Source organism: Saccharopolyspora kobensis, from assembly GCF_900108315.1.
Taxonomy (GTDB): Bacteria; Actinomycetota; Actinomycetes; order Mycobacteriales; family Pseudonocardiaceae; genus Saccharopolyspora; species Saccharopolyspora kobensis.
In genome coordinates, this window is record NZ_FNVB01000003.1 from 922738 (window position 1) to 946972 (window position 24235).

General features: G+C 72.2%; 24 protein-coding genes and 2 rRNA genes. 3 read left to right on the top strand and 23 right to left on the bottom strand.

The genetic code is table 11. From position 1 onward, the window contains the following. Positions 1-24 precede the first annotated feature (24 nt). The 5 genes from C4T78_RS12700 to cmk all read right to left on the bottom strand — a co-directional run bounded on the left by C4T78_RS12700 (position 25) and on the right by cmk (position 4694). Positions 25-1092: a sensor histidine kinase gene (locus C4T78_RS12700; protein ID WP_235863804.1), complete on the bottom strand. Its 1068-nt coding sequence runs from the start codon at positions 1090-1092 to the stop codon at positions 25-27. Positions 1093-1097: 5 nt separating this feature from the next. Beyond that, complete coding sequence (locus C4T78_RS12705) at positions 1098-1775, bottom strand: response regulator (RefSeq protein WP_093357410.1); 678 nt, start codon at positions 1773-1775, stop codon at positions 1098-1100. A 92-nt stretch (positions 1776-1867) separates the two neighbouring features. Next, positions 1868-3301, bottom strand: coding sequence for a ribosome biogenesis GTPase Der (gene der, locus C4T78_RS12710; protein ID WP_093357412.1), 1434 nt, complete (start codon positions 3299-3301; stop codon positions 1868-1870). Continuing rightward, entirely contained in the window at positions 3298-3972 is a 675-nt protein-coding gene (locus tag C4T78_RS12715; protein WP_093357456.1) for a lysophospholipid acyltransferase family protein, read from the bottom strand. Before C4T78_RS12715 ends, der begins: the two co-directional genes overlap by 4 nt. After that, on the bottom strand, positions 3972-4694 hold the full coding sequence (cmk, locus tag C4T78_RS12720; RefSeq protein WP_093357457.1) for a (d)CMP kinase: 723 nt from the start codon (positions 4692-4694) through the stop codon (positions 3972-3974). The genes C4T78_RS12715 and cmk overlap by 1 nt, the downstream gene beginning before the upstream one ends. A gap of 147 nt (positions 4695-4841) precedes the next feature. Between cmk and C4T78_RS12725 the strand changes: the two genes are divergently transcribed. Together C4T78_RS12725 and C4T78_RS12730 are read left to right on the top strand one after the other, a co-directional pair. Further along, a complete protein-coding gene (locus C4T78_RS12725) occupies positions 4842-5324 on the top strand; it encodes a cation:proton antiporter regulatory subunit (protein WP_093357413.1) in 483 nt (160 codons plus the stop codon). Between the two features lie 118 nt (positions 5325-5442). After that, positions 5443-6618: a cation:proton antiporter gene (locus C4T78_RS12730; RefSeq protein ID WP_093357414.1), complete on the top strand. Its 1176-nt coding sequence runs from the start codon at positions 5443-5445 to the stop codon at positions 6616-6618. A gap of 10 nt (positions 6619-6628) precedes the next feature. On the opposite strand, the gene C4T78_RS12735 is transcribed toward C4T78_RS12730, so the two are convergent. The 16 genes from C4T78_RS12735 to C4T78_RS12810 form a co-directional block, all read right to left on the bottom strand. Further along, on the bottom strand, positions 6629-7387 hold the full coding sequence (locus tag C4T78_RS12735) for a pseudouridine synthase (protein WP_093357416.1): 759 nt from the start codon (positions 7385-7387) through the stop codon (positions 6629-6631). Continuing rightward, the gene (gene scpB / locus C4T78_RS12740; RefSeq protein WP_235863805.1) at positions 7377-8003 is read right to left on the bottom strand and encodes an SMC-Scp complex subunit ScpB; all 627 of its coding nucleotides are present in this window, start codon (positions 8001-8003) and stop codon (positions 7377-7379) included. The genes C4T78_RS12735 and scpB overlap by 11 nt, the downstream gene beginning before the upstream one ends. After that, entirely contained in the window at positions 8000-8854 is an 855-nt protein-coding gene (locus tag C4T78_RS12745) for a segregation and condensation protein A (protein ID WP_093357417.1), read from the bottom strand. Before C4T78_RS12745 ends, scpB begins: the two co-directional genes overlap by 4 nt. Next, the gene (locus C4T78_RS12750) at positions 8851-9192 is read right to left on the bottom strand and encodes a hypothetical protein (RefSeq protein ID WP_093357419.1); all 342 of its coding nucleotides are present in this window, start codon (positions 9190-9192) and stop codon (positions 8851-8853) included. The genes C4T78_RS12745 and C4T78_RS12750 overlap by 4 nt, the downstream gene beginning before the upstream one ends. Then, complete coding sequence (locus C4T78_RS12755; protein WP_093157084.1) at positions 9189-10130, bottom strand: ParA family protein; 942 nt, start codon at positions 10128-10130, stop codon at positions 9189-9191. Before C4T78_RS12755 ends, C4T78_RS12750 begins: the two co-directional genes overlap by 4 nt. A 165-nt stretch (positions 10131-10295) precedes the next feature. Next, on the bottom strand, positions 10296-11243 hold the full coding sequence (xerD, locus tag C4T78_RS12760; protein ID WP_093357459.1) for a site-specific tyrosine recombinase XerD: 948 nt from the start codon (positions 11241-11243) through the stop codon (positions 10296-10298). Then, on the bottom strand, positions 11240-11890 hold the full coding sequence (locus C4T78_RS12765) for an NUDIX domain-containing protein (RefSeq protein WP_093357420.1): 651 nt from the start codon (positions 11888-11890) through the stop codon (positions 11240-11242). Before C4T78_RS12765 ends, xerD begins: the two co-directional genes overlap by 4 nt. 98 nt (positions 11891-11988) lie before the next feature. Continuing rightward, positions 11989-13695 carry a CTP synthase gene (gene pyrG, locus C4T78_RS12770; RefSeq protein WP_093357421.1) on the bottom strand — a complete coding sequence of 569 codons (1707 nt, stop codon included), beginning with the start codon at positions 13693-13695 and terminating at the stop codon, positions 11989-11991. Between the two features lie 406 nt (positions 13696-14101). Further along, positions 14102-15031 (bottom strand): copper transporter, encoded by a 930-nt coding sequence (locus tag C4T78_RS12775; protein WP_093357422.1) that lies wholly within the window; start codon positions 15029-15031, stop codon positions 14102-14104. Further along, positions 15028-16212, bottom strand: coding sequence for a putative cytokinetic ring protein SteA (gene steA / locus C4T78_RS12780; protein WP_093357424.1), 1185 nt, complete (start codon positions 16210-16212; stop codon positions 15028-15030). Before steA ends, C4T78_RS12775 begins: the two co-directional genes overlap by 4 nt. A gap of 98 nt (positions 16213-16310) precedes the next feature. After that, positions 16311-18119 (bottom strand): DNA repair protein RecN, encoded by a 1809-nt coding sequence (gene recN / locus C4T78_RS12785; protein WP_093357426.1) that lies wholly within the window; start codon positions 18117-18119, stop codon positions 16311-16313. Between the two features lie 79 nt (positions 18120-18198). Continuing rightward, positions 18199-19092, bottom strand: coding sequence for an NAD kinase (locus C4T78_RS12790; protein ID WP_093357427.1), 894 nt, complete (start codon positions 19090-19092; stop codon positions 18199-18201). 11 nt (positions 19093-19103) lie between these two features. Then, the gene (locus C4T78_RS12795; protein WP_093357428.1) at positions 19104-19943 is read right to left on the bottom strand and encodes a TlyA family RNA methyltransferase; all 840 of its coding nucleotides are present in this window, start codon (positions 19941-19943) and stop codon (positions 19104-19106) included. 4 nt (positions 19944-19947) lie between these two features. Next, entirely contained in the window at positions 19948-20175 is a 228-nt protein-coding gene (locus C4T78_RS12800) for a hypothetical protein (RefSeq protein ID WP_093357429.1), read from the bottom strand. Between the two features lie 94 nt (positions 20176-20269). Next, positions 20270-21274 (bottom strand): HAD-IIA family hydrolase, encoded by a 1005-nt coding sequence (locus C4T78_RS12805; RefSeq protein ID WP_093357430.1) that lies wholly within the window; start codon positions 21272-21274, stop codon positions 20270-20272. Then, positions 21271-22170: a tetratricopeptide repeat protein gene (locus C4T78_RS12810; RefSeq protein WP_235863806.1), complete on the bottom strand. Its 900-nt coding sequence runs from the start codon at positions 22168-22170 to the stop codon at positions 21271-21273. Before C4T78_RS12810 ends, C4T78_RS12805 begins: the two co-directional genes overlap by 4 nt. Here C4T78_RS12810 and C4T78_RS36385 point away from each other — a divergent pair. Then, positions 22114-23403 (top strand): hypothetical protein, encoded by a 1290-nt coding sequence (locus tag C4T78_RS36385; protein ID WP_177247760.1) that lies wholly within the window; start codon positions 22114-22116, stop codon positions 23401-23403. The two genes, C4T78_RS12810 and C4T78_RS36385, sit on opposite strands and share 57 nt — an antisense overlap. A 281-nt stretch (positions 23404-23684) precedes the next feature. Here C4T78_RS36385 and rrf read toward each other — a convergent pair. Both rrf and C4T78_RS12820 read right to left on the bottom strand, forming a co-directional pair. Beyond that, positions 23685-23801, bottom strand: a 5S ribosomal RNA gene (gene rrf / locus C4T78_RS12815). Positions 23802-23943: 142 nt separating this feature from the next. Next, a 23S ribosomal RNA gene (locus tag C4T78_RS12820) occupies positions 23944-24235 on the bottom strand; the annotation flags it as partial.

Below are 24235 nucleotides of genomic sequence, written 5' to 3' on the forward strand. Positions count from 1 at the left end.
GCCGGGCGTGCGGCCAGCATACGGTCAGCGCTGCTTGGGCAGGACGGCCGTCAGCTGGAAGCCGCCGTCCTCGGACGGCTTGGCGTCGAGCTGCCCGCCCGCCATCCGCACCCGCTCCGAGAGCCCGGCGAGCCCCGAACCGCCGCTGCCCACGTCGACGGGCTCGCCCTGCGGTGCACCGTTGGTGACCACGATGTGCAGCGCGCCCGCTCTGCTCGCCAGGTCCACCTTGATCACCGCGCCGGGCGCGTGCTTGGAGGCGTTGGTCAGGGCTTCCTGCACCACCCGGTAGGCCGCCCGCTCCACAGCCGGTGGCACGTCCGGATCGCTCAGCTCGCTGGACAGCTCCACGTCGACCCCGGCCGCGCGGGCCTGGCCGATCAGTTCCGGGATGGTGTCCAGCCCGGTGCGGCAGGTGCTGCCCAGCCCGAGCGTCGCGCGCATCTCGTCCAGCGCCTGCTTGGCCAGCCCGCGCAACCGGGACGCGGTCTCCTTCGCCTCGCTGTCGGCGGTGGTCGCGGCCAGCGCGGCCGATTCGACCGCGATCAGGGTGACGTGGTGGCCGACGGCATCGTGGATCTCCCGCGCGATCCGCGCCCGCTCGTCGGCCCGCGCGGTCTCCGCCTTGGCCTCCAGCTCCGCGGCAGTGGCCGCTTCCAGTCGGCGCAAGCTCTCGGCCAGCTTCTGCCGCAGCGACACCAGCGCGCCCAGGGCGACCGGCGCACCAGCGGCCAGCAGCACGTACGCCAAGGTCAGCACGATCGCGCCCACCGGCAGCGATTGGAAGATCAGCACCGGCGCGACCGCCACCGCGGCGGCCAGCACCACCCACCAGGCCAGCGACCGCGCCTGCGGTTGTGCCCGGCCCAGCGCGAACAGCGCCACGATCGACGCGGGCCAGCCGAGCCCACCGGCCAACGCCGGCAGGCACAGCAGCACCGCGATGCGCGGCCACCGCCGCCGCAGCGGCAGCAGGAGAGCAGCGATCAGACCGGACACCACGGGGTAGCCGAACGGGTCCGGCGCGGCCAGCACCGCGCCCGCCGGGATCGCGACGGCCAGCACTTCGACGGTGAACTGACGCCACCGCACAGCGTTCACCAGCGGTCGCCCGCGCCCGCGACGCGCTGCGCGATCAACGCGGCCTGCACCCGGTTCTGGGCGCCCAGCTTGCTGAGCACGGTCGACACGTAGCTCTTCACCGTGGCCTCGGTCAGCCCGAGCCGCATCCCGATGTCGGCGTTGGAGCGCCCGTCCGACAGCAGCTCCAGCACCTGCCGCTCCCGGGCGGACAAGCCGCGCACCAGCTGCACCTCGTGCGCGTTGTCGGTCGCGCCCCGGAACCGGGGCAGCAGCCGCGCGGTGATCCGCGGGTCCAGCACCGCACCACCGGCCGCCAGGTCGTGCACGGCCCGGACCAGCACCGCCGGGTCGGCGTCCTTGAGCAGGAACCCGTTGGCGCCGTAGCGCAGCGCGTCCGAGACGTAGTCGTCCAGGTCGAACGTGGTCAGCACGGCGGCCGCGGGCCGGTCCGGCAGCGAGGTCAGGTCCCGCAGCGCGGACAGCCCGTCCTTGCCGGGCATCTGCACGTCGATCAGCGCGACGTCCACGCTGTGGGCGCGCACCGCGGCGAGCAGCTCGTGCCCGTCGCCCGCCTCGGCGACCACCCGGATCGTGCCGCTGCTCTCCAGCAGCAACCGCAGGCCCCGCCGCAGCATGGCCTCGTCGTCGGCCAGCACCACCCGGATCGGCTCCCCGCCGTTCACCGCCTGCACCTCTCGGTCACCTCCCCTGCTCCGAAAGGGTTGCTGAGCAGACTAGCGGGGTGCCCCGAACGCAGCGCGCACACCACCCGAGCGGACGGTGATCAGCGACGACCGCCCTTGTTCGCCTTGCGCTCGCGCACCCGCACCGAGATCCGCACCGGGCTGCCGACGAAGCCGAAGGTCTCCCGGAGCTTGCGCTCCAGGAAGCGCCGGTAGCCCGCCTCCAGGAAGCCGGTGGTGAACAGCACGAACGTCGGCGGCCGGGTCTGCGCCTGGGTGGCGAACAGGATCTTCGGCTGCCGACCGCCGCGCACCGGCGGCGGATTGGCCGCGACGAGCTCGGACAGCCAGCCGTTCAACCGGCCGGTGGGCACCCGGGTGTCCCACGAGTCCAGCGCGGTGCGCAGCGTCGGGGCCAGCTTGGCCACCGCTCGGCCGGTCTTGGCCGAGACGTTGACCCGCTCCGCCCAGCGCACCCGGACCAGCTCGCGGTCGATCTCCTTCTCCAGCTGGCGGCGGCGGTCGTCGTCGACGAGGTCCCACTTGTTGTAGGCGATCACCAGCGCCCGGCCGGCCTCCACCACCATGGTGATCACCCGCAGGTCCTGCTCGCTGAGCGGCTCGGACCCGTCGATGAGCACGATGGCGACCTCGGCGGCCTCGATGGCGGCCTTGGTGCGCAGCGAGGCGTAGTACTCGGTGCCGCTGGCGGTCTTGACCCGCTTGCGCAGGCCCGCGGTGTCGACGAACCGCCACACCTCGTCGTCGAGCTCCACCAGCGAGTCCACCGGGTCGACCGTGGTGCCCGCGACGTCGTGCACCACCGACCGCTCCTCGCCGGTCAGCTTGTTGAGCAGGCTCGACTTGCCCACGTTCGGCTTGCCGACCAGCGCGACCCGCCGCGGCCCGGCGGAAGCCCCGAACACCTCGCGCGGGGTCTCCGGGAACGCCTCCAGCACCGCGTCGAGCAGGTCACCGGAGCCGCGCCCGTGCAGCGCGCTGACCGGCATCGGCTCGCCCAAGCCCAGCGACCACAGCGAGTGCACGTCGGAGACGCCGCGCTGGTCGTCGACCTTGTTGGCGGCCAGCAGCACCGGCCGCTTGGACCGGCGCAGCACCCGCGCCACGGCTTCTTCGGTCTCGGTGGGCCCCACCCGCGCATCGACCACCAGCAGCACCGCGTCCGCGGTGTGCATGGCCAGCTCCGCCTGCGCGGCGACCGAGGCCATCAGGCCCTTCGCATCGGGCTCCCAGCCGCCGGTGTCGACCACCGTGAACCGGCGGCCGTTCCACAGCGCGTCGTAGGCGACCCGGTCCCGGGTCACGCCCGGGGTGTCCTGCACGACGGCTTCACGACGGCCCAACAACCGGTTGACCAGCGTCGACTTGCCCACGTTGGGGCGGCCGACCACGGCCAGCACCGGCTGCGGCACCGGCGGTGCGGCGTCCTCCGGGGCGGAGACCCCGTCGAACTCGGCCCATTCGGCCTCGTCGGACCACGTGCCGTCCAGGCCTTCCAGCGACTCGTCGGTCACGCTCGTTTCCCTCTCACATCGTCTTCGCGGTGGTCGGCGACCAGCCGGTCCAGTTCGGCGATCAGCTCGACCAGTTCGGTGCGCACCGCTTCGGTCGCCACGACCAGGCCGGTGCGGCCCTTGCCCGCGGGCAGCGCGATCGGCTCGCCGAACAGCACGTCGATCCTGGGCAGAAGCCTACGGCCCCTGCCTTCCGGACGTCGGGTGCCCCGGACCGCGACCGGCAGCACCTGAGCGCCGGACGCCCGAGCCAACCAGGCCGCTCCGTGCTGCGCGTTCTCCACGTCGCCGGACCCGCGGGTGCCCTCGGGGAAGACCCCGACCAGCCCGCCCGCCTTGAGCACCCGCACCGCGGTCAGCAGCGGCGTGCGGTCGGCCTCGCCGCGCCGCACCCCGATCTGCCCGATGCGGCGCAGGAACCAGCCCAGCGCGCCCTTGAACATCTCCTGCTTGATCAGGAACACCGCCGGGCGCGGCAGCATTCCGAGCAGCAGCGGCCCGTCCAGCAGCGAGCTGTGGTTGGCCACCATCACCAGCGGCCCGGTGCGCGGGACGCGGTCGGCCCGGTGCACGCGGACCCGGAACGGCAGCCGCACGATCCGGCGCGAAATCCACCGGCCGAACCGGTGCATCCGGTGCGACGCGCCTTCGGGCAGTGTCCGGTCGTTCATCATGCGCCCGGGCTCCCGTCGGTGAGCAGACCGCGGCTCTCGACGTGCTTGTGCAGCTGTTCGAGCACCCCGGCCACGTCCAGGTCGGTGGTGTCCAGCTCCAGCGCGTCGTCGGCCTTGCGCAGCGGCGCGACCTTGCGCCCGGAGTCCAGCGCGTCCCGGCGCTGCACGTCGGCGTGCGTGCGGTCCAGATCCCCGGCCCGGCCCTCGGAGACGTCCTGGGCGGTGCGCCGCTCGGCGCGGGCCGTCGAGGACGCCGTCAGGTAGACCTTCAAACCGGCGTCGGGCACCACGACGGTGCCGATGTCGCGGCCCTCGACCACGATGCCGCCGGGTTCGCGCAGAGCGCGGCCGATCAGCTCCCGCTGCTGCGCGACCAGCTGGTCGCGCACCTCGGCCACCGCCGACACCGCCGAGACCGCGCCGGTGACCTCCGGGCCGCGGATCTCCAGCCCGACGTCCTGGCCGTCGAGCAGCACCCCGGGCCGCTCCGGGTCGGTGCCCATGGTCAGCTCCGCCGCGCGCACCACGCGCACGACCTCGGCCTCGTCCGAGGGCTCGACCTGCGCGCGCAGCACGGCCAGCGTCACGGCGCGGTACATCGCGCCGGTGTCGAGGTAGGTCGCGCCCAGTGCCGCGGCCAACTTGCGGGACACCGTCGACTTTCCGGTGCCCGACGGACCGTCGAGGGCCACCACACCGCGGAGCCTGGCGTGTGCCACGTGCTCTTCCTCCTGATCGTCGCCGCACCCGGCCGACTGCCGGACCAACCGTCCATTCTGCCTGGTCCCAGGCCGCCGGTCCGCATCGCGTCCCGATCCACTCGAACTGCCGGACAAATCCCGCCGATCACGGAATATGGTGGGCGGGTGGATGTAACAGTGACCCCGCTGCCGGGCCTGGGCACGCGGCAGGACTTCACCACCCGATCCGGCCACCGCATCGGCGTGATCACCTATCGGGACGGCCGGTTCGAGCTGATCGTCTCCGACCACGAGGACCCGGACAAGGTCGCCGCCTCCGTCGACCTGACCACCGCCGAGACCAGCGCGCTGGCCAACCTGCTGGGCGCCCCGCAGCTGGTCGCGAAGCTCACCGAGCAGCAGCGCGAGGTCACCGGGGTCACCACCTGGCAGCTGCCGCTCCCGCCGGGTTCGCCCTACGACGGCCGCACCCTCGGCGACACCGAGATGCGCACCCGCACCTCGGTGTCGATCGTCGCGGTGGTCCGCGACGGCACCGTGCACCCCTCGCCCCGCCCGGACTTCGAGTTCGCCGGCGGCGACCTGGTGGTCGTCGTGGGCACCAGCACGGGGCTGCGCGCCGCCAGTGAAATCCTGGAGAAGGGCTGACCGCAGCCCGCTCCGCCCGCCCGGTCCCCGACCGGGACACGCGTCGCCAACGCCGGTCCCGCGCGTGTCGGTCCCACGACAACTCCATACGCAGGTAACACGCGAGAGGAACACCACGGTGCACGACACGGCGATCTCGTTGATCGAGCTCGGCGCGGTTTTCTTCGGTCTCGGCGTGCTGGGCAGGCTCGCCTGGAAGATCGGGATATCCCCGATCCCCCTGTACCTGCTGGGCGGACTGGCGTTCGGCACCGGTGGGCTGATCCCGCTGCACGGCATCGAAGCGTTCACCCACCTGGCCTCCGAGATCGGCGTGGTCCTCCTGCTGCTCCTGCTGGGGCTGGAGTACTCCGCGGGCGAGCTGGTCACCGGGCTGCGCCGCTCGTGGTTAGCGGGCCTGATCGACATCGTGCTCAACGCGGTGCCGGGCGCCGTGGTCGCGCTGATGCTGGGCTGGGGCCCGATCGGCGCGCTGACCATGGCGGGCGTCACCTACATCTCCTCCTCCGGCATCGTCGCGAAGGTCCTCGGGGACCTGGGTCGACTGGGCAACCGGGAAACCCCGGTGATCCTGTCGATCCTGGTCTTCGAGGACCTCGCGATGGCCGTCTACCTGCCGATCCTCACCGCGCTGCTGGCCGGCGTCAGCTTCCTCGGCGGGCTCACCGCCGTCGGGGTGTCGCTGGTGGTGATCACGCTGGTGCTGGTGATCGCGCTGAAGTTCGGCAAGTACGTCTCGGCGCTGATCGACAGCCCGGACCCGGAGGTCTTCCTGCTGCGGCTGCTCGGCTCGGCGCTGCTGGTCGCGGGCATCGCTTCGGAGCTGCAGGTCTCGGCCGCGGTCGGCTCGTTCCTGCTGGGCATCGCGATCTCCGGTTCGACCGCGGCCAACGCCACCCGGATGCTCGAACCGCTGCGCGACCTGTTCGCCGCGCTGTTCTTCGTGGTGTTCGGCCTCAACACCGACCCGTCGCAGATCCCGCCGGTGCTGCCGGTGGCGCTGGCGCTGGCGCTGATCACCGCGGCGACCAAGATCGTCACCGGCTGGCTGGCCTCGCAGATGCAGGGCGTGGGCCGGATGGGCCGCGCGCGGGCCGGTGCCGCGCTGGTGGCTCGCGGCGAGTTCTCCATCGTGATCGCCGGGCTGGCGGTGGCCTCGGGCGCGGTGTCCGGTGAACTGGCCGCGCTGGCCACCGCCTACGTGCTGCTGATGGCGATCCTCGGCCCGGTCGCGGCGCGCGTCGTGGAGCCGGTGGCCCGGCTGTTCGTCCGCCGCACCGCGCCCAAGGCCTGAGCCGCCGGCGTCACATCCCGACGATGCGGTACAGCGAGCCGACTTCCTGGCGGTTGAGCGGGCGGATGGCGCCGGGGCGCTCCGTGGTCAGGCGGACGTCGCCGATCCGGGTGCGCACCAGGCGCTGCACCGGGTGGCCGACGTGCTTGAGCAGCCGCCGCACGATGCGCTTGCGGCCCTCGTGCAGCACGATCTCCACCAGCGCGCGGTTCTGGTTGGTGTCGACCAGCTTGAACCGGTCGACCTTCACCGGGCCGTCCTCCAGCTCCACGCCGTCGCGCAGCCGCTGGCCCAGGTCCTTCGGGATCGGGCCGATGACCTCGGCGAGGTAGGTCTTGCGCACCTTGTAGGACGGGTGCATCAGCCGGTTGGCCAGCTCGCCGTCGTTGGTGATCAGCAGCAGGCCCTCGGTGTCCTGGTCCAGCCGCCCGACGTGGAACAGCTTGCCCTGGCGCTCCCGCAGGTAGTCGCCGATGCACGGGCGGCCCTTGTCGTCGGACATGGTGCACAGGATGCCGCTGGGCTTGTTGAGCATCAGGTGGGTCAGGTTGTCGTTGACCATCACCCGGTTGCCGTCGACGTGGATCACCGCGGTGGCCGGGTCGACGCGGCGGCCCAGCTCCATGACGACCTCGCCGTCGACCTCGATGCGGCCTTCGACGATCATCTCCTCGGCCGCGCGCCGCGAGGCCACTCCGGCCTGGGACAGCACTTTCTGCAGGCGCACGCCTTCCGCGGCGGCGTTGGACGGGCGGTTCTCAGACGTCATCGATCGAATCCACTTCGGGCAGCAAGGGGGCGAGCGGCGGCAGGTCCTTCAGCGACGACAGGCCCAGCCGTTCCAGGAACAGCTCGGTCGTGCAGTACAGGATGCCGCCCGTCTCCGGGTCGGTCCCGGCCTCTTCGATTAGGCCGCGCCCCACCAGGGTACGGATGACGCCGTCGACGTTCACACCCCGTACTGCCGCCACCCGCGAGCGGGCCACCGGCTGCCGGTAGGCGATGACCGCCAGCGTCTCCAGCGCGGCGCGGGTCAGCTTCGAGCGCTGCCCGTCGAGCAGGTAGCGTTCGACGTAGGGCGCGTAGGTCTCCCGCGTGTAGAACCGCCACCCGTCGCCGACGCGGCGCAGGTCGATGCCGCGCTCGGAATCGGCGTACCAGGCGGAGAGCCGCTGCAGCGCCTGCCGGATCCGCCGCACCGGCTGTTCCAAGGTGTCGGCCAGCAGCTCCTCACCGGCAGGCACGTCGACCACCAGCAGCAGCGCTTCCAAAGCAGCGTCGAGCGCGGCGTCGGACGTGAGATCCGGCGCGCTCGAAGTCTCGATCACCTCGGCAGGTGGCTGCTCCGGCGCCTGCTCGGTCTGCGGCTCCGATTCGCTACTCACCCGTACTCCTCTTCCTCGGCGTCGGCGCTGGCTCGCTGGACCTCGGCGTCGGCCTTGGCCTGCTCCAGGCTGCCGCCGACCCAGCGCACGACCAGCTCGCCCAGCGGCGTCTCCTGCTCGAACTGCAGCACCTTCTCGCGGTAGAGCTCAAGCAGCGCCAGGAACCGGGCCACCACCTCCACGGTGTGCCCGCAGTCGGAGGTCAGCTCCGGGAAGGTGGCGCTGCCCTTCTCCGCCAGCCGCACCCGCAGCAGCGCCGCGTGCTCGCGGACGGAAACGCCGTGCTGGTGGATGTGGTCCAGCGACACCGTCGGCGGCGGCTTCGGCCGGAAGACCGCGGCCGCGACCTCGGCGAACCGCTGCGGATCGACCCCGATCCGCACCTCCGGCAGCAGGTTCTCGAACCGCTCCTCCAGCGCCACCGAGCGCGGGTAGCGCCGCAGCGCCCCGGCCTCCAGCTCACCGAACAGCGCCGCCACCTGCTTGTACGCCCGGTACTGCAGCAGCCGCGCGAACAGCAGGTCGCGGGCCTCCAGCAGCGCGAGGTCGGCCTCGTCCTCCACATCGGCCGCGGGCAGCAGCCGGGCCGCCTTGAGGTCGAGCAGGGTCGCGGCGACCACCAGGAACTCGGTGACCTCGTCGAGGTCCCACTGCTCGCCCAGCGCCCTGGTGTAGGCGATGAACTCGTCGGTGACCTTGTGCAGCGCCACCTCGGTGACGTCGAGCTGGTGCTGCGAGATCAGCTGCAGCAGCAGGTCGAAGGGGCCTTCGAAGTTCTCCAGGCGGACGGTGAACTTGCCGGTGCCGCCGGACTCGCCGGTCGCCTGCTCCCCGGCAACGGGTTCGGTCACTCGCCGGACTCCCGCAGGCGGCGGACCAGCTCCGAATCGGCACCCCGCTCGTCGAGGTCGGCCAGCAGCGCCGCGACCGCTTCCCGCACCACCCGGCCGCGGTCCACGGCGATGCCGTGGTCGGCCCGCAATGCCAGTCGCGCCTGCTCCAAGCCCAGCAACTCCTCGTCGGAGACGTACACGGTGATCTTCGCGTCGTGCTTGCGCCGACCCGACCCGGACCGCCCGGCACGGGCCGGCGCGGCCGGTGCCGCTTCCGGCGCGTCGGCGTGATCCGCGCGAGGAACAGTAGTACGGAAGAGCTCGGCGGCTCCCGGCAGGGCCGCCCGCCGGGTCATCTGGCGATCACCTCGCGGGCCAGCGCCCGGTAGGCCTGGGCGCCCGCGGAGCGCGGCGCCCAACGGGTGATCGGCTCCCCGGCGACCGTGGTCTCCGGGAACCGCACCGTGCGGTTGATCACCGCGTCGAACACCACGTCGCCGAACGCCTCCACCACCCGGGCCATGACCTCGCGGGAGTGCAGCGTGCGCGGGTCGAACATGGTGGCCAGTATCCCGCTGATCTCCAGCTTCGGGTTGAGCCGCTCCTGCACCTTCTCGATGGTGTCGATCAGCAGCGCCACCCCGCGCAGGCTGAAGAACTCGCACTCCAGCGGGATGATCACGCCGTCGGCGGCGGCCAGCGCGTTGACCGTCAGCAGGCCCAGCGACGGCTGGCAGTCCACCAGGATGTAGTCGTAGTCGGCCAGCGCGGGCTGCAGGACCCGGTGCAGCGTCTGCTCCCGGCCCACCTCGGCGACCAGCTGCACCTCGGCGGCGGACAGGTCGATGTTGCTGGGAAGCAGGTCCATGCCGTCGACGGAGGTCCGGCGGACCACGTCGTGCACGCTGACCGACCGCTCCATGATCACGTTGTAGATCGTCTGATCCAGCTGGTGCGGCTGGACCCCGAGGCCGACCGAGAGCGCGCCCTGCGGATCGAAGTCCACCAGCAGCACCCGGCGCCCGTACTCCGCCAGCGATGCGCCGAGGTTGATCGTCGACGTGGTCTTGCCCACTCCGCCCTTCTGGTTGCACATCGCGAGGACCGCGGCGGGACCGTGCCGGTCCAGCAGCGGCGGTTCCGGGATGTGCCGAAGCGGCCGGCCGGTGGGACCGAGACCGCGCGGATTCGGCGCCAGGTCAGCGCCTTCCACGCGGCCCGTCGTCTCGGGTGCGATGCTCAGGTCGACCGCACCCCGGGACCGCCCTTCGGCGGAGGGCTGCGGCAGCGACATGGCGATCAGACTCCTTTTGGGTACCGGTGGCGATCAACCGCAGCCTAAGTGGCATTCACTACCAGCGGCAACGCGCCTCGCCGGGGTGTCCGAAGTTCCTTGTGATCTGCGTGTGATCAACGTCTACCGCCAATCCGGCCGCGCCGCATGCGCAGCGCGAGCAACTCACCCCGAAGCGTACGCACGCGGGTGAGCCGTCGCGTACACCTCGCGCAAAGCGTTCACGGTGACCAGCGTGTAGACCTGCGTCGTGGTGACCGAGGCGTGCCCGAGAAGTTCCTGCACGACGCGGACGTCCGCGCCGCCCTCCATCAGGTGCGTGGCGAAGGAGTGCCGCAGCACGTGCGGGGAAACGTCACCGCCGATCCCGGCGCGCCGCGCCGCCGTCTTCAGCGCGTTCCACGCGCTCTGCCGGGAAAGCCTGCCACCGCGCGAGTTCACGAAGATCGCCGCGCTGCCGCGGCCGCGCGCCACCAGCGCGGGCCGGGCCCGCACCAGGTAGGCGTCGAGGGCTTCCAGCGCGGGACGGCCGATCGGCACCAGCCGCTGGCGGCCGCCCTTGCCGTCGAGCCGGACGGTCCGGTCGGTGCGGTCGACGTCGTCGAGGTCCAGGCCGACGGCTTCGGAGATCCGCGCACCGGTGGAGTACAGCAGTTCCAGCAGCGCCCGGTCCCGCAGTCCTTTGGCGTCGTCGCCCCCGGCGTGCTCGAGCAGGGTGTCGACATCGCCGATGGACAGCGCTTTCGGCAACCGCTTCGGCAGGCTCGGCGGCGCGACCTCGCGCGCCACGTCGACGACGAGCTTTCCCTCGGCGTGCGAGAACTTGTGCAGCCCGCGCGCCGCCACCAGCGCCCTGGCCGCCGAGGACGAGGCCAGCGGCGGCCGCTGCTCGGTGCCCTCCCGGAGTTCGGCCAGGAAGTCCGAGAGGTGCTGGGCGCGCACTTCGCCGAGTCCGGCGATCCCCGCGCTCACCAGGAATTCGGCGTACCGGCGCAGGTCCCGGGCGTAGGAGTCCAGCGTGCTGCGGGCGGTGCCGCGCTCGACCGCGAGGTGGTCGAGGTAGCCGCTGATCGCTTCGCGCAGCCCCGCGGGCAGTGCGTCGAGCCCCTTCACCGCGCCAGCCGCCGCCGGAACCGCTGCGGCCGGTCCGGCCACTCCGCGTCGACCGGCCGCCCCCGGCGGTCCCCGTCGCGCACCGCCTTGGCCGCGAGCAGCCCCGCCACCGCAGGCGAGTTCACGATCTCCCCGGCCAGCACCATGTCCACCGCTTCGGCGAAGGGCACCCGGCGCACGACCAGATCGGCCTCCTCGTCCCCGACCGCCTCCGGGCGGTCCACATCGGACAGCCCGGTGGCCAGGAAGATCCGGATGCTCTCGTCGGTGAAACCGGGCGAGGACGCGACGTCCACCAGCACCGACCAGTCCGCCGCCGCGACACCGGCCTCCTCGACCAGCTCCCGCTGCGCGGTCCGGACCGGGGCCTCCCCGGCGACGTCCAGCAGTCCCGCGGGCAGCTCCCAGAGCCGCCGCCCCACCGGGTAGCGGTACTGGTGCAGCAGCACCACCCGGTCCTGCTCGTCGACGGCGACCACGGCCACCGCACCGAGGTGCTCGACGACCTCGCGCCGCGCGTGCCCGCCACCGGGCATCCCGACCTCGTCGGCCCGCAGCGCGAGGATCTTGCCGACGTAGACGTCCTCGCTGGCCAGGGTGGTGAACTCGTGCTCGCCGTTGGTGCGCGCCACACCGCTTCCCGTCATGTCCACACCGCCCACCCTAGAGCCGGCGGGCGCGGCGCGGCGAGCGGCGCGATCTCGCCGGAGCCGGAAATCCTCCGGCGTCCGGCGAGATCACCTGGTCACGCGCTCGGCGCGGGCTCTTCGGCCGGCTCCAGCTCGACCGGCAGCCGCTCGGCGGCGCGGTAGTCCAGCGCGGCCTTGACGAACGCGGCGAACAGCGGGTGCGGGCGGGTCGGGCGGCTCTTGAGCTCCGGGTGCGCCTGGGTGCCGACGAAGAACGGGTGCTCCTCGCGCGGCAGCTCCACGAACTCCACCAGCCGGCCGTCCGGCGAGGTGCCGGAGAACACCAGGCCGGCCTTGCTCAGCCGGTCGCGGTAGGCGTTGTTCACCTCGTAGCGGTGCCGGTGCCGCTCGGCCACCTCGGTCGCACCGTAGGCCTCGGCCACGATCGAGCCGTCGCGCAGCTTCGCCGGGTAGGAACCCAGCCGCATGGTGCCGCCCATGTCCCGGTCGCCCGAGAGCACGTCGTGCTGATCGGCCATGGTGCTGATCACCGGGTGCTGGCAGGGCTCCTCGAACTCCGCGGAGTTGGCCCGCTCCAGCCCGGCCAGCGACCGCGCCGCCTCGATCACCATGCACTGCAGGCCCAGGCACAACCCGAGGGTGGGGATGCCGTGCGTGCGGGCGTAGCGGATGGCGCCGAGCTTGCCCTCGATGCCGCGCACCCCGAAGCCGCCGGGGATCATCACGCCGTCCATCCCGGACAGCGCCCGCGCGGCGCCCTCGTCGGTCTCGCAGGTGTCCGAGCCGACCCAGGAGATCTCCACCTTCGCGCGGTGCGCGAAACCACCGGCGCGCAGCGCCTCGGTGACCGACAGGTAGGCGTCGGGCAGGTCGATGTACTTGCCGACCAGCGCGATGCGCACCTTCTCCGACGGGTTGTGCACCCGGTCGAGCAGGTCTCCCCACACCGACCAGTCCACGTCGCGGAACGGCAGCCCGAGCCGGCGCACCAGGTAGGCGTCCAGGCCCTCGCCGTGCAGCACGCGCGGGATGTCGTAGATCGACGGCGCGTCCGGGCAGGCCACCACGCCGTCGGAGTCGACGTCGCACATCAGCGCGATCTTGCGCTTGAGGTCCTCCGGCAGCTCCCGGTCGGCGCGGCACACCAGCGCGTCGGGCTGGATGCCGATGTTGCGCAGCGCGGCCACCGAGTGCTGCGTCGGCTTGGTCTTGAGCTCGCCCGACGGCGCCAGGAACGGCACCAGCGAGACGTGCAGGAAGAAGCAGTTGTCCCGGCCGACGTCGTGCCGCACCTGGCGGCAGGCCTCCAGGAACGGCAGCGACTCGATGTCGCCGACGGTGCCACCGACCTCGGTGATCACCACGTCCGGCGTGCGGCCGTCCTCGTCCGGCTCGGCCATCGCGCGGATGCGGGCCTTGATCTGGTCGGTGATGTGCGGGATGACCTGGACGGTGTCGCCCAGGTACTCGCCGCGACGCTCCTTGGCGATGACCGCGGAGTACACCTGGCCGGTCGTCACGTTGGCGTTGCGGGTCAGGTCGCGGTCCAGGAACCGCTCGTAGTGCCCGATGTCGAGGTCGGTCTCGGCACCGTCCTCGGTGACGAACACCTCACCGTGCTGGAACGGGTTCATCGTTCCCGGGTCGACGTTCAGGTAGGGGTCGAGCTTCTGCATGGTGACCCGCAGACCGCGGGAGGTCAGAAGTTCGCCCAGGCTGGACGCCGTGAGCCCCTTACCCAACGAGGAGGCCACGCCTCCCGTGACGAACACGTGCTTGATCGTGCGTGCTTGCGGCGCCAACAAATGCTCCCCGTGGTCAAGCCGTCGCCTGGCTGGATGTCTGCACTGGCAGGACGGCTGGATCCGTCGCTCCCACGGAATTCCAGCCTAACGCACGTCAGCCGAGCCGCGCACCGAGACCCCCGCCGCCGAACCAGAGCCGAACCTCCAGGTCAACCGCCATCCGGGCGGCCAACGACCTGTCGGCGAAGCTGTCCGCGCCTCACAAGCGGCGCCAGCCGCTTGGAGTACGCACGCAGAGTGACCACCGGCGGGGACGGTGGCCCGCCGCTGGGTGGCTCTCTGGGCGAGGACGGCCCCTCCGCCGTGTATCGGGCATACATCAGGAGGGGCACCCGCAGTCCGGGGAAGCACTCAGGTTGCGCCAAGCGACCACGCAAACCAACCACCAGCAGACACTTTGCGCTCAGCCGCGGCCGCTCGGCACCGCCCCCTGCGCGCTGCTCGCCACGCCGTAGTGCCCGGCCTGCCGGTCGGCCTGCTCCCGCAGCGCCAGCACGATCGCCACCCGGCCGGAGCTGCTGCCCGCGTTGTCCACCGTCGACAGGTTCGACGCGATCGCCGGATCGGCCCGCGCCACGCCGACCGCGCCGGTGCCGTCGGCCGAACCGGTCAGCACCGCGCCCTGCCCGGCGAGGTCGACCTGGGTGGCGAACCGGGCCAGCACGGCGGCCTCGTCACCGGCGCGATCGCCCTCGAAGGGACCGCCGGTGAGCACCACGGCCAGCTGCGCGGGCCGCAGCCCCGGCGATGCGGTGGCGAAGCCACCGTCGGCCAGCCCGGAGAACGCGGCCGCCCGCTCCTGGTCGCCGGTCTGCGGCTGACCGGTCTGCGGGTCGAGCAGCGACAGCGGGCCGATCAGGCCACCGGCCAGGGTCCCCGGATCGGCCGCCGTGGGCAGCTGGAGCCCGGCGGGCAGCAGCTCGGTGACCACCCGGCGCAGCTGATCGGCCCGGTCCGGATCGGCGAAGCCCTCGCCCAGGCGCACCTCGCCGGTCACGTCCGCACCCGCGTCGCGCAGCAGTTCCGACACCGCCGCCCGCCGCTGGTCGGACACCTCGGCCGAACTGATGAGCACGACGCTGCGCTGCGCCAGCTGCCCCTGCACCGCCATCGGCGCCACCGCCGACTCGAACTGCTCGGCCCCGGCGACCTGCGCCTTCAGCGCGTTGCGCTCGGCGCCGAGCTGCTCGACCTGCCCCTGCAACGACTCCCGCTCCGCGCCGACCCCGGCCAGCAGCCGGTCGCTGATCGACGTCGAGCCGAGCACCACGCCGACCGCCAGCGCCAGGAAGACCGCGGCGACCGACACGATGTGATAGCGCATCGAGATCACGTGAAAAGCCCCTTGAAGTAAGCCGCCACCTGGCCGCCCAGATCGGCGACCACGTGCATGAACGCGGTGCCCAGCCCGGAGACGAGCAGCGCCACGACCACCGCCAGCAGCACCGAGACGATCAGCAGCACCACGGCGCTGGTCGGCGTCCGGCTGCGCTGCAGGGCGGCCACCGCCCGGCCGTCGACGATCTTGCTGCCCATCCGCAGCCGGGTCAGGAAGGTCGACGGGTTGGACCCCGACCGCCCGCTGTCCAGGAACTCCCCCAGCGTCGCGTGGAAGCCGACCGTGACCACCAGGCTCGCCTTGTGCGCGTCGGCCAGCAGCAGCGCCAGGTCCTCCGGGTTGCCGGAGGCCGGGAAGGTCACCGCGCCGATGCCGAGGTCCTGGATGCGCTCCAGACCGGGCGCGTGCCCGTCGAGGTGGGCCGGGATCACCAGCTCCGCGCCGCACTTGAGCGTCTCGGTGCTGATGACGTCCGGATCGCCCACGATGACGTCCGGCTTGTACCCGGCCTCGCGCAGCACGTCCGCGCCCGACTCGACGCCGATCAGCACCGGCCGGTACTCGCGGATGTACTTGCGCAGCCGCTTGAGGTCGTCGGCGTGGCCGTAGCCCGGCGCCAGCACGAGGACCTGGCGGTCCTCCAGCGACGCGCTCAGGTCGGGCACGCCGATGCCGTCCAGGATGAGCGTCCGCTCCCGGCGCAGGAACTCGATGGTGTTCGCGGAGAACGCCTCCAGCTGCGCCGACATCCCGGCCTTGGCCTCGATGAGCAGGTCGGCGACCGAGTCGGCGTCCTGCGCCGTGCCGCGACCGACCTCCCGCTCGCCGACGAACACCCCGCCCTCGTGCAGCCGGAGCTTCGTGCCGTCCTTGATCTGGCGCGCGAGCTCGGGGCCGACGCTGTCGACCAGCGCGATCCCGGCCGACAGCAGCACGTCGGGCCCGAGGTTCGGGTAGCGCCCGGAGATCGACGGCGCGGCGTTGACCACCCCGACCACACCGGCCGAGACCAGCGCTTCAGCCGTGCGCCGGTCCAGATCCGCGTGGTCGAGCACCGCGATGTCGCCGGGCCGAACCCGGCGCAGCACGTCGTCGCTGCGGCGCTCGATCCGGGCGATCCCGACCACACCGGGCAGGTTTCCCTGCTGGCGAGCAAGCAGACCGCTGAGTTTCATGCACCGATGGTGACAAACCGATCACCCGATTCCGGTCCGCCACGCCGAGACAATTGACCCGTATGGCCCAGAAAATGTTCGGCCAAATGGCCCCGCTGCTACGTCCCGCTCTTCTCCTTCTTCTTGGCGGGCTTCTTCCGCCGGGAGAAGCGGGCCTGCGCCAGCTTGTACGCGGTCGCGGTGTTCAGCAGCTCCTCGGCGTGCGCGCGGCCGGTCTCGGTGGAGTCCATCCCGGCCAGCATCCGGGCCAGCTCCACCACCCGCCGCTCGTCGGCCACCACCCGCACGTCGCTGCGCGTCAACCCGCCCTCGGAGCTGCCCTTGTCGACCACCAGGTGGCGGTCGGCGTAGGCGGCGACCTGCGGCAGGTGCGTGACGACCACGACCTGGTGGGTGCGCGCCAGCCGGGCCAGCCGCCGCCCGATCTCCACCGCGGCGCGCCCGCCGACTCCGGCGTCGACCTCGTCGAAGACGAGGGTGGGCACGGTGTCGGCGTCGGCCAGCACCACCTCCAGCGCCAGCATCACCCGCGACAGCTCACCGCCCGAAGCACCCTTGTGGATCGGCAGCGCGGGAGCGCCGGAGTGCGCGATCAGCTGCAGCTCGACCTCGTCCACGCCGTCCGGTCCCGCGTGCACGGTCTCGCCGCGCACCTGCAGCGCGTTCGGATCGCCCGCGTCGGCCGGCTTCGGCTGCACCACGACCTCCAGCCGGGCTTGCGCCATGGCCAGGCCGTCCAGCTCTTCGGACACCGCCGCCGAGAGCCCGACCGCGGCCTCCCGCCGCGCATCGGTGAGTTCCCCGGCCAGCTCGGCCAGCTCCGCGGCGAGCTCGTCGCGACGCGCGGCCAGCGCCGCCAGCGCCTCCTCCGAGGTGTCCATTCCGGACAGCCGGGCGCGGGCTTCCTCCGCCCAGGCCAGCACGCCGTCGACGTCCGCCGCGTACTTCTTGGTCAGCATCTTGAGCTCGGCCTGCCGGGCCAGCACCTGCTCCAGGCGGGCCGGATCGGCGTCCAGCCGGTCCAGGTACCCGCCGAGCTCGCCACCGACGTCGGCCAGCACCGCAACGGCTTCGGCCACCCGCGGCTCCAGCTCCCGCAGCGCCGGGTCCTCAGCGGTCGACAGCCGCCGCCGGGCCTCGCCGATCAGCCCGATCGCGCCGGGCGCGTCCGGATCCCCGTCCGCCGCACCGGTCAGCGCGTGGTGGGCGCCGGCGGCGATCTCCCGCAGCTGGTCCACGTCCGCCAGCCGCCGGGCCTCGTCGACCAGCGCGACGTCCTCGCCCGGTTCCGGCCCGACCGCCTCGATCTCGCTCAGCCCGTGCCGCAGCAGGTCGGCTTCCCTGGCCAGTTCCCGCGAGCGCTCGGTGCGTTCGGTCAGCTCCCGGACGGCTTCGGCCCACTCCGCGCGCACCCGCTGGTAGTTCCCGAGCACCTGCAGCACCGGTTCCCCGGCGAACCGGTCGAGCACCGCCCGCTGCTCACCGGGGCGCAGCAACCGCAGCTGGTCGTTCTGGCCGTGCACCGCCAGCACCTGCTCGGCCAGCTCGGACAGCACGGCGTTGGGCACCGAACGGCCGCCGAGGTGAGCGCGGGAACGACCATCGGCGGTGACCGTGCGCAGCGCGATGAGGCTCCCGTCCTCGTCGGGTTCGGCCCCGGCGTCGGAAGCGACCTTGGCCGCAGGTGAGTCGATCGTGGTCTGGAACCGGCCCTCCACGACAGCACGCTGCGCACCGGAGCGGACCCGGGAGGCGTCGGCGCGGCCGCCGCCGAGCAGGTGCAACCCGGTGACCACCATCGTCTTGCCGGCCCCGGTCTCACCGGTGACCACGGTCAACCCCGCGTGCAGTGCGAGCGTGGCGTCGTCGATGACGCCCAGTCCCTGGATGCGCATCTCCGCCAACACATCAAGCACCCTACTGGCACGCCCGGACGCGCGACGCCCCGCTGGGAATAACGAAACGCTGAACTCGCCCGTGCGCTGCTCAGGGCGTGGCGGGGCCGCGCCAGCCCTGCACGGGAAGCTCGAACTTGTGCACCAGGCGGTCGGTGAAAGCGGTGTCGTGCAACCGCACCAGGCGCAGCGGGCTGTCCCCGGCCACCACCTCGACCCGCGCGCCGGGCGGCAGGTCGAAGTGCCGCTGCCCGTCGCAGCTGAGCACCGCGTGGTGGCCGTACTGGTCGATCTCCACCGCCACCAGCGATTCCCGCGACACCACCAGCGGCCGGGCGAACAGCGCGTGCGCGTTGCTCGGCACGACCAGCAGCGCCTGCACCTCCGGCCACACCACCGGCCCGCCCGCGGAGAACGCGTACGCCGTGGATCCGGTCGGGGTGGAGCAGAGCACGCCGTCGCAGCCGAACGCCGACACCGGGTGCCCGTCGACCTCCACGACCACGTCGAGGATCCGCTCCCGGCTGCTCTTCTCCACGCTGGCCTCGTTGAGCGCCCAGGTGCTGGCCAGCACCTGGCCGTCGAGCTTCGCGGTGACCTCGACCGTCATCCGCTCCTCGACGTGGTACCGGCCCGCCACCACGGCGGACAGCGCCTCGTCCAGCGCATCGGAGTCGGCCCCGGCCAGGAACCCGACCCGGCCCAGGTTCACGCCGAACACCGGGACGTCGGCCAGCCTGGCCAGCTCGGCCGCGCGCAGCAGCGTGCCGTCGCCACCGAGCACGAGCACCAGCTCCGTGCCCGCAGCAGCCTGCGCTCCCGGCGCCACCACCCTGCTGTAGCAGTCCGGGCTGAGCTCAGGTGCCTCTTCCGCCAGCACCCGGACCCGCAGCCCGGCGCCGATCAGCTGACCGGCGACCTTCTCCGCGGTGCGCAGGTTGTGCTGCCTGCCGGTGTGCACCACCAGCAGCACCTCTCGGGTCAACTCCCACTCCTCTACCGGTGCGAGTTCTTGACCGCGGTCTGCGGCCCCTGGCGAACCGCGTCCGCCACCAGCTCCTCGGCTGCCGCCACGTCGGTGCTCTCGCCCGGCCGCAGCCACAGGAAGTACTCCACGTTCCCGGACGGGCCGGGCAGCGGACTGGCCACGACACCGCGCAGCCCAAGGCCGCTCTCCGCCGCGACCTGCACGACCTCCAGCACCGCCTCGGCCCGCAGCTGCGGATCGCGGACCACCCCGCCCGAACCCAGCCGCTGCTTGCCGACCTCGAACTGCGGCTTGACCATCGGCACCAGGTCGGCGTCCGCGGTCGCGCAGGCGGCCAGCGCGGGCAGCACCAGCTTCAGCGAGATGAACGACAGGTCCGCCACCACGAGGTCGACCGGACCGCCGATGGTCTCCGGGGTCAGCGCGCGGACGTTGGTCCGGTCGTGGATGTGCACCCGCTCGTCGGTCTGCAGCTTCCAGACGAGCTGCCCGTACCCGACGTCGACGGCCTCCACCTCGCGGGCACCGCGCCGCAGCAGCACATCGGTGAACCCGCCGGTCGACGCGCCCGCGTCCAGGCACCGGCGCCCGTCCACGGTCAGACCGAGCGGTTCGAAAGCTTCGAGAGCGCCCAGCAGCTTGTGCGCGCCGCGCGAGGCCCAGCCGGGATCGTCGACGTCCTCGGCGACCACCACCGGCGCATCGGTCTCGACCGCGGTGGCGGACTTGCGCGCGACCATGCCGCGCACGCTCACCCGTCCCGCCTCGACCAGTTCGGAGGCGTGCTCGCGGGAGCGCGCCAGCCCGCGGCGAACCAGTTCGGCATCCAACCGAGCCCTGCGTGGCACTGCGTCAGCTCCTGTGTGCACTCGTTGCGGAGAGGAGGTGGTCGGCCTTCGACAGCGCGTCGGTGAGCGCGGTGTGCACCGCCTCGAACCGCTCGACGTGCTCGGCGACGGGCATCTCCCGCACCTCGCCGAGTCCGGCGACGGCCGCCGCGATGGCGTCGATCGCCGACTGGCCGTCGTCGGCCTGGCGCGCCAGCATCGCGGGATTCGGCATCTGCCCCGGAGAGGTCATCCGCTCCTGCTCCCCTCGATCTCGCCGCGACCGCTGTGCGGCGACGCCTCCACGCTATCGGAACGCCCTGACGCGGACACCGCGAGTCGGTGGCTCAGGCCAACCCGAGTTCGCGCAGCGCGGCCTTCGCGCGCTCGTCGGCCGCGCACACCTCGACAGCGCCCGACGAAACGGCCCACCACGCCGCGCACAGCGCCCGCAACGCGGCGAGCGCATCGGCTTCGCCGTCGGCCCGGGAAAGCTCCAGCCCGGAGTCCTCGACCCGGACGTGCCACCCGGCCTGCGCGCCGATCGCCACCTCCGCGGGTGCTCGCAGCAGCCCGCGCAGGTCGGCGGCGACGTGGTCGGGGCGCATCTGCGCGGAAGCGGCGAGCAGGTCGCCGGGAGTGCTCACACCGGTCAGCACCATCAGCGACGGCATCCCGGCGTTGACCGCACCGGCGATGTCGGTGTCCAGCCGGTCGCCGACCATCAGCGGCGCCCGACCGCCCGCCGAGTCGACGGCGCGGTCCAGCAGCGGGCGCTCCGGCTTGCCGGCCACCAGCGGTTCCTGGTCGGTTGCCGCGCGCAGCAGCTCGACCAGCGAACCGTTGCCCGGCATCAGACCGCGTTCGGTCGGCAGCGTGCGGTCGCCGTTGCACGCCACCCACAGCGCGCCGGCCCGGATCGCCAGGCACGCCTCGGCGAGGTCCCGGTAGGCGATCTCAGTGGACAGTCCCTGCACGACGGCGACCGGCTCGTCGGCGAAGTCCGACACCGGCACCAGGCCTGCGCGGTCCACTTCGGACGCCAGCGCGGCGGAGCCGACCACCAGCACCCGGGAACCGGCGGGCAGCTTCTCCGCCAGCACCGCGGCGCCTGCCTGCGCGCTGGTGCTGACCTCGGATCGCTCCGCGGTCAGCCCCAGACCCGCGAGGTGGTCGACGACCGCCTGGTCCGGCTTCGACGCGTTGTTGGTGACGTAGCGGACCTGGACACCGCGGCGGTGCACCTCCCGGACTGCCTCGAAGGCACCGGGAACGAGTTCACCGCCGCGGAAGACCGTGCCGTCCAGGTCGAACAGCACGACGTCGTGGCCGTCGAGCAGCGTGCCGCTCACTGCGCTCGCGCGCCCCCTTCAACGTCACCCTCGGCGAGGTCCTTCTTCGGCGCAGCGGCCTCGGACCCGTCGGTCACCGAGTCGGTCGTGCCGTCCTCGTCGGTGTCCGACTTCGCCGGCTCGTCGTCCTCCGAAGCGTCCTCGTCGGCGTCGACCTCGTCCACGCCGGCCTCGCCGTCGTCGTCGAAGTCGTCGTCATCGCCGTCGAGCTCGTCCTCGTCGGAGATCCCGGCCGCGGCCTCGGCCTCGGTCACGAGCTCCTCGACGACCTCGGGCCCGCCGAGCTTCTCGGCCAGCTCCTCCAGGCGCTCCGGAGCGTCGGTCTCCTCCTCGTCGTCGGCGTGCGCCGCGTGCACGAACCAGGTGAAGGCTTCGCGCTCGCGACCGGCGGCGAGCAGGTTGTCCGCGTAGGCGTAGAACAGCCGCGCGCTCCACGGGTCCTGCCGCTGCGGGTCCAGCTCCGGGATCTGCAGGCTCACCACGGAAGCCTCGATCTCACCGAGGTCCCGGCGAGCACCGGCAGCCACGATGCGCAGCTCGACGGCGTCCTCCTGCTCCAGCTGAGTCGCCTCCTGGCTGCGGGCGAGCTCGACCGCGCGCTCGGGACGACCCAGCGCGCGCTCGCAGTCGGCCATCATCGCGAGGTGGCCGGGGCCGCCCGCGATGCGACGAGCCGCACGCAGCTCGGACAGCGCCTCGCTCCACTCGCCGGCCAGGTAAGCGGCGAGCCCGTTGGCCTCGCGCACGGACGGGATGCGGGAGGCCTTCTGCCGGGCGAAGCGGGCGTGCTCGAGCGCCTTCACCGCGTCGTCGTCGACCAGCTGACCGGCCGCGACGAGGTGCTGCGCGACCTTGTCCGCCAGGCCCTTCGGCAGCGGCAGCAGCTCGCGGCGCACCTCGGGGTCGAGCTCCTTGGGGTCGACGCCCTCGGGCAGCTCCGGCTCCTGCAGCTTGGGCTCGACGGCCTCGTCCGCCTGCTGCTCCGCGCCCTCGCGGACGCCGCCGCGGTCGTCACGACGGTCGTCGTGCCTGCGGTCGTCGTGCCTGCGGTCGTCGCGACGCGGGCCGCGCCGGTCGCGATCCGGTCGGCCACCGCGGTCGAACCGGTCGCCGTCCCGGCGCGGACGGTCGTCGCGCCGGAAACCACCGCGGTCCTCGCGCCGGTCATCACGACGGGGGCGGTCGCCGAAGTCGCGGCGAGGCCGGTCCTTGAAGTCGCGGTCGTCCCCGCGCGGGCGGTCGTTGAAGTCGCGGCGGGGGCGGTCCTTGAAGTCCCGGTCATCGCGACGGGGACGGTCGCCGAAGTCGCGGTCGTCCCGGCGCGGCCGGTCCTTGAAGTCCCTGTCGTCGCGACGGAAACCGCCACCGCGCTTGTCATCACGGCGGAAGCCACCACGGTCATCACGCCGGTCGTCACGGCGGAAGTCACCGCGGTCGCGGTCATCGCGGCGGAAGCCGCCACGATCATCGCGCTTGTCGTCACGGCGGAAGTTGTCCCGGCGATCCCGGTCGTCGCGGCGGAAGCCCCCGCGGTCGTCGCGCTTGTCATCACGACGGAAACCACCACGGTCATCACGACGGAAGTTGTCACGACGGTCACCGCGATCGTCGCGCCGGAAACCGCCGCGGTCGTCGCGCTTGTCATCACGACGGAAACCACCACGATCGTCACGACGGAAGTTGTCACGACGGTCACCGCGGTCATCGCGCCGGAAACCGCCGCGGTCGTTTCCGCGGAAGCCACCGCGGTCATTCCCGCGGTCGTCGCGCCGGTCCCGGTCGTCGCGGCGGAAACTCCCGCGATCGCGGTCGTCACGGCGGAAGTCGCGACGCGGTCCACGATCATTGCGCGGTCCGCGATCGTTGAAACCGCGGTCGTCGCGGCGGAAACCGCCGCGGTCGTCACGGCGGTCATCACGGCGGTTGTCGAAGCCGCGCCGGTCGTTGTCGCGCCGGTCGTCGTCGCGGCGGAAGCCGCCACGGCGGTCCTGGCCGCCCTGGCCGCGGCCGCCGAAGTCGTCCCGGCCCCTGCGGTCGTCGCGGTAGCCACCGCGGCCGCGGTCATCGCGGTCGTTGCGGAAGCCGCCGCGGTCGTCCCGCGAGCCGAAGCGGCGCTGGCCGCCTTGTGAATCCCGGCGCTCGTAGCTCCCGCGGCCGCCTTGGCCGCTTCGGCCGGCACCGGCCCCGCGGCGAGAGTCGCCGCGCCTGTCGTCGGAACCGGACACCGAACCTCCTGAAGCAGAAAAACTGAAGTCCCACCAGCGTAGCCCCACCTATCGGCGGGCCGCGGTGGGCCGCACCCCTGATGTGAGCGGGGGCAACTCGCGGTCGTGAAATCGTTCATGAAAAAGGGGGCCGACCGGAGATCCGTCCCGCAAGGACGGGTCCGGTCGGCCCCTCTCAGTTAGTGTGTCGGCGGTGTCTTACTCTCCCACACTCTGTCGAGTGCAGTACCATCAGCGCTGGGGAGCTTAGCTACCGGGTTCGGAATGGGACCGGGCGGACCCTCCCCGCCATCGCCACCGACAACCCTCACCCCCACCCCAACAGGGCAGGAAACCTCAGATCATCATCACAGCAGATGACACACATATTCTCTTTATCAAGTATCCGATCAAACAACCATGGTTGTTGTCTCAGACACCATATAGTGGGTGCGAGCAATCTTCGTGAGCAAGTCCTCGGCCTATCAGCACCAGTCAACTCCACACATTACTGTGCTTCCATATCTGGCCTGTCAACCCAGTCATCTACTGGGGGCCTTACCCCACAAAGGGTGGGAGACCTCATCTAGGAACAGGCTTCCCGCTTAGATGCTTTCAGCGGTTATCCCTCCCGAACATAGCCAACCAGCCACGCCCTTGGCAGAACGACTGGCACACCAGAGGTTCGTCCATCCCGGTCCTCTCGTACTAGGGACAGCCTTCCGCAAGTCTCCTACGCGCGCGGCGGATAGGGACC

Excerpts from the sequence above, each read along its gene's own strand:
- C4T78_RS12715 (WP_093357456.1), bottom strand. The coding sequence starts at position 3,972 with ATGAACGACCGGACACTGCCCGAAGGCGCGTCGCACCGGATGCACCGG.
- C4T78_RS12765 (WP_093357420.1), bottom strand. The coding sequence starts at position 11,890 with ATGACGGGAAGCGGTGTGGCGCGCACCAACGGCGAGCACGAGTTCACC.
- steA (WP_093357424.1), bottom strand. The coding sequence starts at position 16,212 with ATGAAACTCAGCGGTCTGCTTGCTCGCCAGCAGGGAAACCTGCCCGGT.
- C4T78_RS12735 (WP_093357416.1), bottom strand. The coding sequence starts at position 7,387 with ATGACGTCTGAGAACCGCCCGTCCAACGCCGCCGCGGAAGGCGTGCGC.
- C4T78_RS12755 (WP_093157084.1), bottom strand. The coding sequence starts at position 10,130 with ATGTCGCTGCCGCAGCCCTCCGCCGAAGGGCGGTCCCGGGGTGCGGTC.
- C4T78_RS12800 (WP_093357429.1), bottom strand. The coding sequence starts at position 20,175 with ATGACCTCTCCGGGGCAGATGCCGAATCCCGCGATGCTGGCGCGCCAG.
- C4T78_RS12750 (WP_093357419.1), bottom strand. The coding sequence starts at position 9,192 with ATGACCCGGCGGGCGGCCCTGCCGGGAGCCGCCGAGCTCTTCCGTACT.